The organism is Leucobacter faecis, assembly GCF_054456695.2.
This window is the reverse complement of record NZ_JBTJER020000020.1, coordinates 15,102-28,213: the sequence shown is the minus strand read 5'-3', so window position 1 is coordinate 28,213 and position 13,112 is coordinate 15,102. Positions and strand designations below refer to the sequence as shown.

At 63.8% G+C, this 13,112-nt stretch carries 12 protein-coding genes; 8 read left to right on the top strand and 4 right to left on the bottom strand.

Features of this window, described 5'->3' with window-relative positions; translation table 11 throughout:
* Positions 1 to 175: 175 nt before the first annotated feature.
* The gene (locus ACXR2W_RS13835; RefSeq protein WP_458816980.1) at positions 176 to 634 is read left to right on the top strand and encodes a DUF3817 domain-containing protein; all 459 of its coding nucleotides are present in this window, start codon (positions 176 to 178) and stop codon (positions 632 to 634) included.
* Positions 635 to 689: 55 nt separating this feature from the next.
* Positions 690 to 1,439 carry an SOS response-associated peptidase gene (locus ACXR2W_RS13830; protein ID WP_458816982.1) on the top strand — a complete coding sequence of 250 codons (750 nt, stop codon included), beginning with the start codon at positions 690 to 692 and terminating at the stop codon, positions 1,437 to 1,439.
* Here the strand turns inward: ACXR2W_RS13830 and ACXR2W_RS13825 are convergent.
* Positions 1,436 to 1,912 carry an Lrp/AsnC family transcriptional regulator gene (locus ACXR2W_RS13825; protein WP_458816984.1) on the bottom strand — a complete coding sequence of 159 codons (477 nt, stop codon included), beginning with the start codon at positions 1,910 to 1,912 and terminating at the stop codon, positions 1,436 to 1,438. The genes ACXR2W_RS13830 and ACXR2W_RS13825 overlap by 4 nt on opposite strands.
* Before the next feature lie 80 nt (positions 1,913 to 1,992).
* Between ACXR2W_RS13825 and ACXR2W_RS13820 the strand changes: the two genes are divergently transcribed.
* The 6 genes from ACXR2W_RS13820 (at position 1,993) to ACXR2W_RS13795 (ending at position 9,357) form a co-directional block, all read left to right on the top strand.
* Entirely contained in the window at positions 1,993 to 5,187 is a 3,195-nt protein-coding gene (locus ACXR2W_RS13820; RefSeq protein WP_458816986.1) for an aminotransferase class III-fold pyridoxal phosphate-dependent enzyme, read from the top strand.
* A gap of 137 nt (positions 5,188 to 5,324) precedes the next feature.
* Entirely contained in the window at positions 5,325 to 5,870 is a 546-nt protein-coding gene (locus ACXR2W_RS13815; RefSeq protein WP_458816988.1) for a Dps family protein, read from the top strand.
* Positions 5,871 to 5,996: 126 nt separating this feature from the next.
* On the top strand, positions 5,997 to 6,671 hold the full coding sequence (locus ACXR2W_RS13810) for a TetR/AcrR family transcriptional regulator (protein ID WP_458816990.1): 675 nt from the start codon (positions 5,997 to 5,999) through the stop codon (positions 6,669 to 6,671).
* A gap of 5 nt (positions 6,672 to 6,676) precedes the next feature.
* Positions 6,677 to 8,056 (top strand): M20/M25/M40 family metallo-hydrolase, encoded by a 1,380-nt coding sequence (locus ACXR2W_RS13805; RefSeq protein ID WP_458816992.1) that lies wholly within the window; start codon positions 6,677 to 6,679, stop codon positions 8,054 to 8,056.
* A gap of 108 nt (positions 8,057 to 8,164) precedes the next feature.
* Positions 8,165 to 8,563 carry a hypothetical protein gene (locus tag ACXR2W_RS13800; protein ID WP_458816994.1) on the top strand — a complete coding sequence of 133 codons (399 nt, stop codon included), beginning with the start codon at positions 8,165 to 8,167 and terminating at the stop codon, positions 8,561 to 8,563.
* A gap of 233 nt (positions 8,564 to 8,796) precedes the next feature.
* The gene (locus ACXR2W_RS13795) at positions 8,797 to 9,357 is read left to right on the top strand and encodes a hypothetical protein (RefSeq protein ID WP_458816996.1); all 561 of its coding nucleotides are present in this window, start codon (positions 8,797 to 8,799) and stop codon (positions 9,355 to 9,357) included.
* A 69-nt stretch (positions 9,358 to 9,426) separates the two neighbouring features.
* Here ACXR2W_RS13795 and ACXR2W_RS13790 read toward each other — a convergent pair whose 3' ends face one another.
* The 3 genes from ACXR2W_RS13790 to ACXR2W_RS13780 form a co-directional block, all read right to left on the bottom strand.
* Entirely contained in the window at positions 9,427 to 9,825 is a 399-nt protein-coding gene (locus ACXR2W_RS13790) for a TFIIB-type zinc ribbon-containing protein (protein WP_458816998.1), read from the bottom strand.
* Positions 9,826 to 9,950: 125 nt separating this feature from the next.
* On the bottom strand, positions 9,951 to 11,624 hold the full coding sequence (locus ACXR2W_RS13785; RefSeq protein WP_458817000.1) for an amidase: 1,674 nt from the start codon (positions 11,622 to 11,624) through the stop codon (positions 9,951 to 9,953).
* Positions 11,625 to 11,787: 163 nt separating this feature from the next.
* A complete protein-coding gene (locus ACXR2W_RS13780) occupies positions 11,788 to 12,960 on the bottom strand; it encodes an RsbRD N-terminal domain-containing protein (RefSeq protein ID WP_458817002.1) in 1,173 nt (390 codons plus the stop codon).
* Positions 12,961 to 13,112: the final 152 nt, after the last annotated feature.

Below are 13,112 nucleotides of genomic sequence, written 5' to 3'. Positions count from 1 at the left end.
GCACTCGGGAGGGTGTGGGAGAGTAGGTCACCGCCGGACATCTTTTAGTGGGGGTTGGTTCACAATTGTGTGAACCAACCCCCTTTTTTTATGCCCAAAACCAGGGGCAAGAATCAGCCAAAAGGATGACACCCAAACGGGCTAAGCCTCAGGCCGGCCGGGTAGCGTTGAGCTTATGACACCGCGCCAACTTTTTCGTACATTCGCTATCGCAGAGGTATTTACCTGGGCCGGACTCATCACCGCCATCATTCTGCGCGGCGCGGGCGTGACAGACGCTCTCATGCCCTATGCGGGCGGTCTGCACGGCTTCGTGTTCCTCTGCTACGGGGTCTCGACGGTCTTCGTCTGGGTTAACCAGAAGTGGAGCTTTGGTCGCGGTGCACTCGGTGTCGTCCTCGCGATCGTGCCGTTCGCGACGCTCCCGTTCGAGATCAACACCGACCGCAAGGGACTGCTCAAGGGTGGCTGGCGCCTCGCCCCCGGCGGCGACGCTCCTAGCGGCTTCGTCGAGCACGTACAGGCGTGGATTCTGCGCCACTGGCTGCTCTCGGTTATCTTGCTCATCGCGCTGGTTACGATTGTTTTCTTCGTGTTGCTGCAGCTCGGCCCACCGCAGCTGCCCGGCCGCTAAGACCGTCAACGCCCCGCCTCCGATGCATGTCGGAGGCGGGGCGTATGCTGTCGGCATGTGTGGACGTGTGATCGTCGACTACGACGAAATGATGAGCGTTGCGGGAGACACTGCCCTCGCGGCGTGGATGACGGGAGCGCCCGCGGGCGCTCACTCCAGCTGGAACATCGCCCCCACCGGTCAGGTGCCGGTCGCTGCGATCGACCCGCGCACCGGCGAACGCCACTTCGAGACGGCCTACTGGTCACTCGTGCCGCCGTGGGCGAAGCAGCTCAGCTCGAAGTACCCCACGTTCAACGCGCGCTCCGAGACAGCCGCCTCAAAGCCTACCTTCAGGGCAGCGGTCCAGCACGCTCGGTGCGCGATCCCCGTCACCGGGTTCTATGAATGGAGCGGCCCGGCGAAAGCCCGGGTACCGCACGCGATCTTTGGGCCGAGTGGAGTGCTTGCGCTCGCTGGACTCTATAGCTGGTGGCGGGCCCCTGGGGCAGAGGAGGGGGAGCCGTGGCGGCTCACCGCCACGATCTTGACGGCGCCCGCGACGGGTCGCATGCGCGAGGTGCACGACCGAATGCCGGTGTTTTTATCGGAGGCACGCACTCCAGATTGGCTTGCGCCGGGCACGATCGGTGACCAGGCGCTTCTCGACGCTGTTGCCAGTGAGGCAGCGCCGATATCAGAGCAGCTACGCATCCACCGGGTGCGGCCGTTGCGGGGTGACGGCCCGCAGCTCATTGATCCGGCGCCCGAACATGGCAGTGGGCATGCGGGCAGTGACCTGCCTACGGAAGGGGGTGCGAGCTAGCGCGTGCCCCAGCCAAAGCGGTGCGTGCGAATAGAAAAGTACGGAAACGACTCGATGCGTGCGACGCCATCTATGGCGCGCACGTCACGATTAATCACTCGAAACAGGGCGTCTTGGTCTTCAGCGATCACCTCGACCATCAGGTCGAACTGGCCGGCCGTAAAGACGACGTAGATGACGCCGGGCAGCTCGCTCACGGCGTCTGCGACGAGCTCGACGTCGCCCTGTACGACGATGCCGAGCATGGCCATGCTGCGGTATCCGAGGCGTAGCGGGTCAGTGACGCCCACGACCTGCACCACTCCCTGTTCTTCGAGGCGCATCACGCGCTTGCGCACACCGCCCGGAGTGAGGCCAGCGAGCCCGGCAAGCTCGGCATAGCTTAAGCGGCCGTCTTCTTGTAGGGCGCTGATGAGGGCGCGGTCGACGTCGTCGAGGTCGACCGCAGGGGAGTCGTTGGCGTCTTGAAGCATGCGTATATAGTAACGAAACGTCACTACATTTCTGGGAAATGTAATGTACCGTTACCAGTGAAATTGACTGGGAGGCAAGCATGACCGAGCACCGTAACCCGTGGCTTCTGGCCCGACCGCAGATTGACGCCCCAACCGCTGAACGCGTGGCGGCCGGGCAGTTCGGCTTTGAAGGCGACGCCGTCGAGCTGGGCAGCCAGCAAGACCGCAACTACCGGGTGACGGGGGCAGCGCGCAGCATGCTGCTCAAGTTCGACCACCCCGATGCGCCGTATGCAGGCCGTACGCTCCAGCGGCTCATCATCGACGCGCTCACCCGTGCCGGCGTGCCAACCCCCGCACTCCTCGATCCGGCCGAAGCGAGCGAAACCGGCACAGGTACCGGCAGCGACACCGACGCAGCCGACCTCACCGCTACGACCGCCGACGGGCAGACGGTCGCCGTGCGCGGCTTCGCGTGGGTTGACGGCACTGCGCTCGAGGCCGAACCCGTCACCTCGGGGGCCCGCGCCGAGCAACTCGGCGAGCTCGCGGGCCGCACCGTCGTCGCACTCGCAGCGCCCGCCGCGGGTACTCCAGAACGGGCGGCACGAGCAGGTCTGAGCAGTGCCGTCGCGCCATCAACGACCGCACCCGCCGCAGAAACCCTCAGTGAGACGGCGCAGGCGCTCGCGCAGGTCCCAGGCCCGCGCCAGTGGGAGCTCGGCAACGCTCTCGCAGTCACCGAAGCGCTCGCGCACTACCTGCCGCTGGCGCAGCGCGAAGCCTGCCTCGACGCGGCGCGCACAGCTGACGCGGTGGTGCGCACGCTCGCGCACGCGCTGCCCACGCAGGTGATTCACGGTGACTTGACCACTGACAACGTGATGCTTGACGCCGACGGAAAGCTGTGGGTCATCGACCTGGGCGACGCAGGCATTTCGTGGCGCATCGCAGAGCTTGCTGTCGCCGCCGCCGACGTGCTCGGCCGCACCGGCAGCATCGCGCGCGCGGCTCGCACGGTGCGCGGCTTTGCGCGCGTGCTGCGCGCCGCTGGCACCCCGCTCACCGAAACAGAGTGCGCGGCGATCTGGCCGCTCATCACGCTGCGCGGCGCAACCCTCGCAGTGGGCGGTTGGAGTCAGCTCGACATCGATCCCGGCAACGACTACGCCCGCGAACGGATGGAGCACGAGTGGCGCGTGTTTGCGCGCGCCACCGAGGTCACGCCAGATCTGGCCGAGGCCCAGCTGCGGGTCGCAGCGGGCTTTGCGCACCGGCCCGGCGCACGCTACGAACCGCTTGTTGCGGGCACGGTCCACACGATCGACCTGGGAATCGAGAGTGAGCTGTTCGACCGCGGCGCCTGGCTCGAGCCGGGGGTAGAAGACCGCCTCGCCGCCGATGTTCTCGCAGCGGGGGTTCTCGCAGCGCAGCCGCTCGCGGACGCGGGCTCGGCAAACCCCGTCGCAGTCGTGGCGCGGTTTGGCGAGACCAGGCTTGCCCGTGTGCCCGAGCGGGTGAGCGAAACCGGGGCGCCGCGTGCGCGCTGCGTGGAGCTCTGGACGCAGCCCGGCACCGAGCTGCACGCGCCTTTTGGCGGCACCCTCACAGTGATGAGCGCTCGCGCTACAGAAACGAGAACCGGCCCCGACGCTGGCGCGGGAGCAGCTGCCGCGCACGCGCACGCGCACGCGCACGCGCACGAGCACGAGCTCGAGCAGGGTTTCGAGCTTGAAGACGCGGGGGTCGTACTGCGAGTCATGGGCGCCGGGCTCACGCTGCTGCAAGGCGCCGCGGGGGGAGTAACGGTCACGCAGGGCACGGCGCTGGCCGTGACGGGCGAGGCCTCGATCCGGATCTCGCGTCGAGTCGCGGGGCACGAAGCCGGGGGCGCGTTCGCGCCGTTTGATGGTGAGTACGAGACCGATGGCGCACTCGACCCCAGCCCGCTCATCGGGCTGGGCGTCTGGGCAGCGGCTGACGCAGAGCTGGAACGACAGCGTGAGCAGGCGCGCCGCAACGACGCGATGGGTGGGGCAGCCGAGCGATTCTATGCCGACCCGCCGCGTATCGAGCGCGGATGGCGCAGCCTGCTCGTCGAGACGCGGGGGCGCGCGTACCTCGACATGGTCAATAACGTGACCGCGATCGGGCACTCGAACCCGCAGCTCGCCGACCGGGTCGCGCGGCAACTGCTGCTGTTGAACACGAACTCGCGGTTCTTGTACCGGGCCTACGCCGACTTCACCGAGCGGCTGCTCGCGCAGGTGCACGACCCGGCGCTTGACGTGGTGATTCCGGTGAACAGCGGTTCAGAAGCGCTCGACCTGGCGATCAAGATGGCGCGAGTCGCGACGGGGCGCGACGGGATCGTCGCCGCTCGCGAGGGGTATCACGGGTGGACGATGGCGTCAGACGCGGTGAGCACGTCGGCGTTCGACAACCCGCACGCCGCCGAGTCGCGGCCCGATTGGGTGCACATTTGCGAAGCGCCCAACGCCTACCGCGGCCCGCATCGCGGCGCAGACGCAGGGCCCGCCTACGTCGCAGACCTCGAAGCGCAGCTGGCGCAGCTCGCGGCCGCCGGTACTCCCGCCGCAGGGTTCGTGTGTGAGCCGGTGCTGGGCAACGCGGGCGGCGTGATTCCACCTGCAGGGTACCTCGAGGGCGCCTACGCGGCGATTCGCGCACACGGCGGCCTCGCGATCGCCGACGAGGTGCAGGTGGGCTACGGCAGGCTCGGGCACGCGTTCTTTGGTCACGAGATGCAGGGCGCCCGGCCCGACATCATCGCCGTCGCGAAGGCGGCGGGCAACGCGTACCCCGTGGGCGCCGTGATCACGAGCCGCCGCGTCGTCGACGCGCTCGCCCGCGAGGGCATGTTCTTCTCATCTGCAGGTGGGGCCCCCGCGAGCGCCGTCGCGGCGACCGCCGTGATCGACGAGATCGAACGGCAGGGGCTGCAGCAAAACGCGCTCGAAGTGGGCGAATACCTGCAGGCGCAGCTCGGTGAGCTTGCCGAGCGGCACGAGCTCATTGGCGCGGTGCACGGCACCGGCCTGTACCAGGGCATCGAGCTCGTACGCGACCGCTTGACACTCGAACCGGCGCGCAACGCGACCGCGTGGGTGTGCGAACAGATGTTGCACGAGGGCGTTATTGTGCAGCCCGCGAGCGAGCGCCAGAACGTGCTCAAGGTGAAACCGCCGATGACGCTGTCGAAGGCTGAGGCGAGTGACTTTGTCGCCGCCCTCGACCGGGTGCTCGCACGGGTGCCTGCCGAGCTGCGGTAGGGCGGGGTGGATGGGGGGCTGTCTCTGGGCCTGGCCTGGGCCGCTGATATCACTTGATTACTCGGCGCGAAAGGCCTTGGAAACCCAGCGTGTGAGTGGCATCGTGGTGCGCGAAAGGCCATTTAAGGGAGACCGAAATGACTACACAGATTCCTAACACCATCATCACGCCGAACCCGCGCGGAGACTCGGGAACATCGCTGCAGCAGTCTGAGCGCGGGTTCGTCGCACCCGAATCCCTGCACGAGTCGCTGCAGCGCGTACTCGTTGACATGATCGCCCTGCACAACATCGGTAAACAAGCCCACTGGAACATCGTTGGCCCAAACTTTCGTGACCTGCACTTGAACCTCGACGAGATGGTGGCGGTCGCACGCGATGGCGCAGACGCGGTCGCGGAGCGCATGCGCGCACTGCACGCGACGCCAGATGGCAGGCTCAGCGTCGTAGCAGCGCAGACCACGCTGGGCGAGTTTCCGGCCGGTGAAGTGATGACACAAGACGCGATTCGAGAGATCGTCGCCGACATTGAAAGCTGCGTGGGCACGATGCGTGACGTGCACGACGGTGTCGATGCTGCAGACCCAGCGTCGGCCGACCTGCTGCATGAATACATCATGAGGCTCGAACAGCAGGCATGGTTCATCGGGGCCGAGCTGCGCAAGCCCAGCCCACGCGAGTAGCGCCACTACCGCTGACAGCGGGCATGACGCACGCCGCAACGGGGATACACTGGGTGAAGCAGCGTCGCGACCAGTTTCGTGGCGCACGGTTCTCAGAACCGGTGAAACAGGCGAAGCGGAGGCGGTATGGCAGACGGCAGCAAGCGGGTGCGGCTCGATCAACGTTTGATCGTCGACGGGGTGCTCGAACTCTCACGCACAGACCCCACGAGCCGCATCACGTTCAAACGCCTGGGCGAGGCACTCGGCGTCGACGCGACCGCCATGTACCGGCACTTTCGCAACAAAGACGAGCTCACGAGAGCGGCCCTCGATCGGCTGATCGGCGCCGCGGCAGAGGCCGGGCGCGAGGCCTCGGGCAGCTGGCGTGAGCGGCTCGAGGCGTACCTCTCAAAACTCGCCGAGCTCAGCCTCGCGCACCCGTCGATCGCGAGCGAGGGCGCGGTCATCGACGCGGCCGGCCCGGGTGACATCGCGGCCGACGAGCTGATCCTCGAACTGCTCGCAGAAGGCGGTCTCGCGGGCGAGCAGCTGATTCGCTCCTACGCCGCCATTTCTGGCTTCTCGCTTTCGCAGGGTGCCGCGCTCGCGCAAGAGTCTATGTCGAACGTCGCGGCGGCCCGCGACGGCTCGATTCCATGGATCAGCAGCTACGGCACCGCCCACCTCGCCGACTACCCCCACGTGCACGCGCATCGCGACGAACTGCTCGCGCTCAGCGGCATGGACGTGTACCGCGCTGGAATCGCTGCGATTCTCGACGCGACCGAGCGCGCAGCTGAACCCGCGCCCAGGGGGTGACGGGCGTGACAGGGGCGACGGGCGTGACGGGCGACACCGGCGTGACAGTGCCGGATCAGCGCGACGCCGGGCTGGGCGACACGGTGGCGCTGTTGCAAGCCATGATTCGTGAGGCCTGTGTCAACGACGGCAGCGTCGAATCAGGGCAAGAAATACGCAACGTGAACGTGCTGCAGCGGTTTCTCGCAGATGCTGTGGCCACGGGGCGGCTTGAAGCGCACGTGTTTGAAGCGGCGCCGGGGCGGTCGTCGCTGATCGCCCGCGTGCGCGGCACAGACCCTGAAGCCCCCGCGCTTGGGCTCCTCGGACACATCGATGTCGTGCCGGTGAACCCCGACGGGTGGAGCCGCAACCCGTTTGGTGGAGAACTCGTCGATGGCGAGGTGTGGGGCCGCGGCGCCGTAGACATGCTGTACCTCACCGCCGCGTTTGCGTGTGTGGTGCGCGACGTTGCCCTCAGCGGCACACCGCCGCGCGGCGATCTCGTGCTCATGGCCGTCGCCGACGAAGAGGCGGGCAGCGAGCACGGCATTCACTGGTTGATGCGCGAGCACCCAGATGCGGTGCGGGTGACCGAGGCCATCTCGGAGTCGGGCGGCATGCGCATGGGGCGCCATGTAGCCATCGAGGTCGCAGAGAAAGGGTCGGCGGGCCGCAAACTTGTGGTGCACGGTAAACCCGGGCACGCGTCGATTCCGTACGGTGCGGCCGGTGCCGCCACACGCATGGGCGAGGTGTTGCAGCGTCTTGGCTCGGTGACGCCGATCGCGCAGCTCGGGCCGCTGTGGGAGGCATTCGTTGCAGCGCGTATCGATGACCCAGCGGTGGCCGAACGCATGCTCGACCCGGTGCGGCTCGACGGTGTGCTGCCGCGGCTCGGAGGTATTGCGGGGTATGCTCACGCCGTTTCGCGCATCACCATCTCACCAACGATTCTGCGTTCTGGTCACGTGCACAACGTGATCCCGTCGCGCGGTGAACTCGACCTCGATATTCGTACGCTACCGGGCACCACCGACGACGAGGTCGACGACCTGTTGCGGGCGATGCTCGGTGACCTTGCGAGTGTCGTCGAGATCGAGCACCTGAAGGGCTGGCCTGCCACCGCCTCACCCGCAAATACGGGGCTGTTTCAGGCGATTGAGCAGGCCATCACCGAGGTGAGCGGTGAGCCCGTCGTGCCGATTATGGCGGCGGGCGGTTCAGACAACCGCGTGCTGCGCGACCACGGGATCCCCGCATATGGGTTTGGGTTACTCGGCCCCGAGTGGAGCTACGAGAAGTACCGCGAGGGCATGCATGGCAACAACGAGCGCATCGATCTCGGCTCGATCGACCTCACCCTCGCCGCGCTGCGCCGCATCGTGGCCGCCCGCGTGCTGTAGTCAGGCGCGCTGCGAAGCTGCGCACCCCTCGAATATCGTGGCGAAGTGGTGTCTTTTGCGTGTTGTTCGTGTAGAGTTTTTTGTAGCACAGGGAGGATCGACACGCACATGTCTAGCATTATGAAACGATCAACCACCGCTGCCTCGGCCGCCTATAAGCAGGCTCTGGCCCTCAGCGACCAGGAGGTAACACGACGTTTGATTGATGCGCTCGGCGGCACCTTGGTGTCGGTGCTGGCCGGAGCCAAAGACACGAAGGCAGCGCACAAGTGGGCACGGGAAGACGGTGCGAAGCCGCGTGATGAAGCCGCAAAGCGATTGCGATTTGCGTACGATCAGTGGAACCGTCTCAGCGAGGCCGAGGGTGAACACGTAGCCAGGGTTTGGTTTATTGGCGCGAACCCGTGGCTCGAGTACGACACTCCTATTCAGGCGATTCGAGAAGGACAATACAGGCAAGTTGGGGCCGCAGTGCAAGCGCTTCTTGACGACAGCTACAGTGGCTGATGCAAGCCCCACCAGTAAAGATCTGCGCAGCAACGGGGCTTGGCCTGGTGGCAAGCCCCGCCGTGGCGTATCGAATTTCTAAGCGCGCATATGATCCCCTAACGCCAAAAGCGCGAACCGCTTCCGAGGACCGGGACCATTGGGGTCGGTATGACACGGTGGGGCGCACTATCTATGCTGCAGACAGCGCTGTAACTGCACACATGGAGATATTGTCTCCGTACAGGACCCGGTTGAACAGCAATATTCGGGCGCTTCAAAAGACCGCCGATGATGTAGGCATATCGCTTGAATTGCTGTGGAATGACGTCAGGGACGAGTGGCATCTGGCGGGGAACATGAATGCACTGTGGCTTCCACAAGGGTGGCGAGAAGAGCGAATCTTGCACACCATTTCATTTCCCGAAGGTTGGTGGATTGACGTAACTGCGACTGAGACCCTGGTTGCCATCCGTGATGAATTCGCGGAGGGATTTCCTGACATGCAACAAGAAATCGCTAGTCGGCTGACGATGTCAGATGTGACAGGCGACGATCGCTTGCTTACCACGACACTGGCGAGCATGCTCCGCGACCGTGTCGAACTCGATGATGGAACACTGCCCCTCGGAATCAGGTTTATCTCGAAACACGGTAGTCCCTCGGGGCAAAGCGGCCATTGCTGGGCTTACTGGGCCCGTAAACAACCGGGTGCGAAGTCAAGCGATGTCAAGGTTGTTGCGTCTAACGAGATACCGGTCACCGATAAATCATTGGTTGCCGCTGCTAAGTTCTGCAAGATCAATATCAGGTAATTGAACGCTGCGCCGCATCGTGGCCGCCCGCGTGCTGTAGCCGTCGAACGTTCGAGAAGCGCTGCCGAATCAGTCGAAGAGTTCGCCGAGAAAATCGAACGGCTTCTTCTTCTTGCGTGCACCGTAACGCGGGTCGTAGCTGTCGCGGCGGTCGGAGTACCGGGGATCATATCGGTCGCCACCCCGATCGTTTCGTCGGTCATCGTACCGGTCGTCGCGCCAACCCTGGTGCTGCGAACTGGGCGCTGTGGGCGCGGGCGGGGCGGCGGGGGCCGCTGGCGTTGCCGCAGGAAACGCTTGGGGTGGCGCCGGGCTGGCCAGCGCCTCAGCCTCGAGCTGTGCACGCTCCAGGATCTTGTCGAGTTCCCCTCGGTCAAGCCAAACACCGCGACACTGCGGGCAATAGTCGATCTCAATGCCCTGTCGTTCGCTCATGAGCAGGGTCGTTCCGTCACTGGGACAATTCATGGTTTCACTGTAGAGGTGGGTCGGTTGTGCGGCCCCTGAAAGAGCAGGGGTTCGCGGCAAACTCGAAGCTGTAGGCCTCGCGCGAGACCTAGCTTGCGAAGCTCTGGCATAATCTTCAGCGATGTCTAATGGGCGTCGAGAGCTGGCGGTCTACGCAGACTGCCGCTACCGCCCGATTCAAACTCTGTGGCGTAACCGAGAAGTGCGACGTCAGAATATGCAGGCCCTGCGAAGGTGAGCCCCACTGGCATACCGATGTCTTCCATGATTCCCATGGCAACTGTCACTGTGGGCAGTCCGAGGTGACGCAGTGCATAGTTACCGTGCGAGAAGAGCGTGCCGTTTGTCCAAGCGGCATCGGCTGCAGTGGTGGATACGTCGGCGTCTGACGGGCCGACGTCGGCATTTGCGGGAAACACGATGGCGTCAAAACCATGGGTGGCTAGCCAAGAATCCACGAGTGACTCGCGAAGCTCAATGATCGCGCGTAAGCCTTGTGCAAATCTGGGGTGTGAGCGAGGATCGGCGATGCCGGTGCGGGCCTGGTCGACGATCCCCTTGAAACGATCCGCGTGATCTCCGACACGCTCATAGCGGTCAGGCAATGCTCCGGCCGGGGTCGGGTAGATCATCGCCGAGTTGACTTCACCGAGTAGCCCATGCGCTGGGTCGCCGTTGGCGCGTAGAAAATCATCCCAGCCAAACGCGAGAAATTGGTTGAACTCAATATCTGACCAGTCTTTTGGGAGGTTGCCTAAAGCGCCCAAGAACTTCTTGCCGGGAGAGCTGCCTTCATATGCAGTAATCAAAGGGAAATCGGTGACGATCACTTCGGCCCCCAGCTGTTCGAGTCGTTCTCGGGCATGTTGCCAAAGCGAGAGAACGGAGCCCCGAACGGCAATCGGATACTTGGGGTCCAACCCCAGGTACATCGAAGGCACCGCGAGCTTTGCGCCTCTGAGCGATGTGAGTTCGCGCAAATGGGTATATGACGCTGGTCGATGGTGGCTGGGCAGAGGTAGCTCGACAACGCTTTGGCTACGCCAGAAATCGCCTCGAGTGAGGGAGTCGTCTTTTACAAGTACATCGAGTAGCCGCAACATATCGGGCATAGATCGCGTGTGCGGCACGACAACGTCGCGCGCAGGGAACAACGGCCAGTTGCCGCGAATCGAGAGTATGCCCCACGAGGGTGTGTAGGCGCAGAGGGCGTTGTTGGAAGCAGGGCTACGGCCCGATGAGACGGTCTCCTCTCCCATTCCAAACATGGCAAAGTTTGCGGCAGTCGAAACCCCTGAACCGTTGGAAGAACCGGAAGCGTATGCGGCAGCCAAGTAATCGCGATTGTAAGGGCTTTCAGCTCGCCCATAGAGACCCCTCTGCATGCCGCCGTCGGCCATCGGCGGCATATTTGTCTTGCCGATCAGTACTGCGCCTGCGAGGCGCAACTGCTCGATCGAGAAGGCGTCCCACTGCGCGATGAGGTCTTTGAACGCTGGCGAGCCCGCAGCGACAGTCAGGCCCTTTGCCATGTAGGAGTCCTTGACCGTGAACGGGACACCCTCGAGTTCACGGGCAGTTCCATCGCGCCACCTGCAGTCTGATTCGGCAGCTTCGGTGTGCGCATTTGGGTTCAGTACGACGATTGAGTTGAGGCCGCCAGGGCCCCGGTCGTGCTCGCTGATACGGGCAAAGTACTGGTCTAGAATTTCCGAGCACGTGACTGTGCCTGCAGCGTATGCCGAGAGCAGGCCGTCGATGCTTGCCTCGAATAAATTGAAAGCCTCTGTGTCGTGCATCCAAGACTCCATTTCACATGCGCTGAGGTCAAGACCGCACCGGTTACGGTGAGCCGAGTACCAGTGTTGCAGGGGTGAAGCACCGAGAGTAGACGCGATTGGCGTGGCTTTCAGTCATCCAAGAGGGCATTTGCAACATTATTGGATTGGCGAGCATTCACTACTAAGCCCACCCTACGACGAGGCGCGCAGCCTGCTCGGGAACGGTCGGATCAACGCCAGTGAGTTCGGCAAAGCGACGGAGCCGGTTTGTGAGCGTGTTTCTATGGCAGTAGAGTTCGGCGGCTGAGTCTCCGACACTGCCCGTCGCTAGGTAGCTGCGTACGGACTCTTCTAGTCGGCTTCGTTCGGCTGATCCGGTGCTTTCGAGTGCTCGGTTCACATCGGTGAGAATGCCGTGACCAGAGGCCGCGAGCTGCTGTGCAGCGAGCCGAGCCCAGCCACGTTCCCAGGTCATGGCGCCGTGCTCGTGAGGAGAAAGAAGGTACGCGAGGTCGCGGGCATCGGTGCCCACCTGTCGAAGCTCATTGAAGCCCTCTTCTGCTACCGCGATGCCGACGCGCATGTCATACAGGCGGGATCGCAGGTCATCGAGTCGGGAGCCTGGCAAGCGTCTGCTTCGAGTGAAGGCGACCAATGCATCCCCGAGATGGTGTGTGTGCACCACGGCTCCTGCTCTGGTGCATTCCGCGACGAACACTCTGAGCGCAGGCACGTCGTCCTCAGTGGCCGCTATCACGATGAGTGGCTCGTTGGCGACAAATCCAAGTTCTTTGGCTATGAAGGCTAATCGGTCTGTAGGGGGTGGCGGGCCCTGAAACAGTGATGCGATGAGACCTTGGCGTACTGAGCTAGCTTCGTCATTCATGCGCTGCCGTTCGGCGGCATAGGCTTGTTGGGTTTGGCCTGCGTAATCATCTACTGTCTGGAGCACAATGCCGGTGTGGCGAATCACGAGCTCTGCGTCGGCCTTCTGTGCAATCTGCGTTAAGCCCTCCCAGAGTACTGAGAAATCGAGTCTGATTGCCGTCATGAGGGATGTGAGTGGAATGCCAGCACGGGCGCGAGAGACGCCAACATCACTGGCCACCGCTACGGGAGCAGTGAACCCGCCGTCTTTCAAACCGTGAATGAGGGCTTCGAATGACAGCCGGCCTGTACGGCGTACCTCAGCAGCAGGAACAGGGAGTGGCGCATAATCGGGCACCGTGCTCAATCGCGAGACAAAGGTCTCGGTAAGGGTTTCGGCGTCGAGTTGGTCTAAGAGTTCATGCCACCGTGGAGTGTCACCGGTCTCGGGGACGCCACGTAAAGTTGCATCTTCGTTGTTGCGCATCCAATCAGCATATGTGCAAGTGCACTGTATTTGTGGGGATACTGGCGAGCTTTGTTGTATAAAACCGGGCGCATTCCCTGGCAAGCTCATACATGTGCCGTTGCTCATCATCGATCGAGGCGGTCGCAGCGGAACTTAGGCCATCCCTCAAC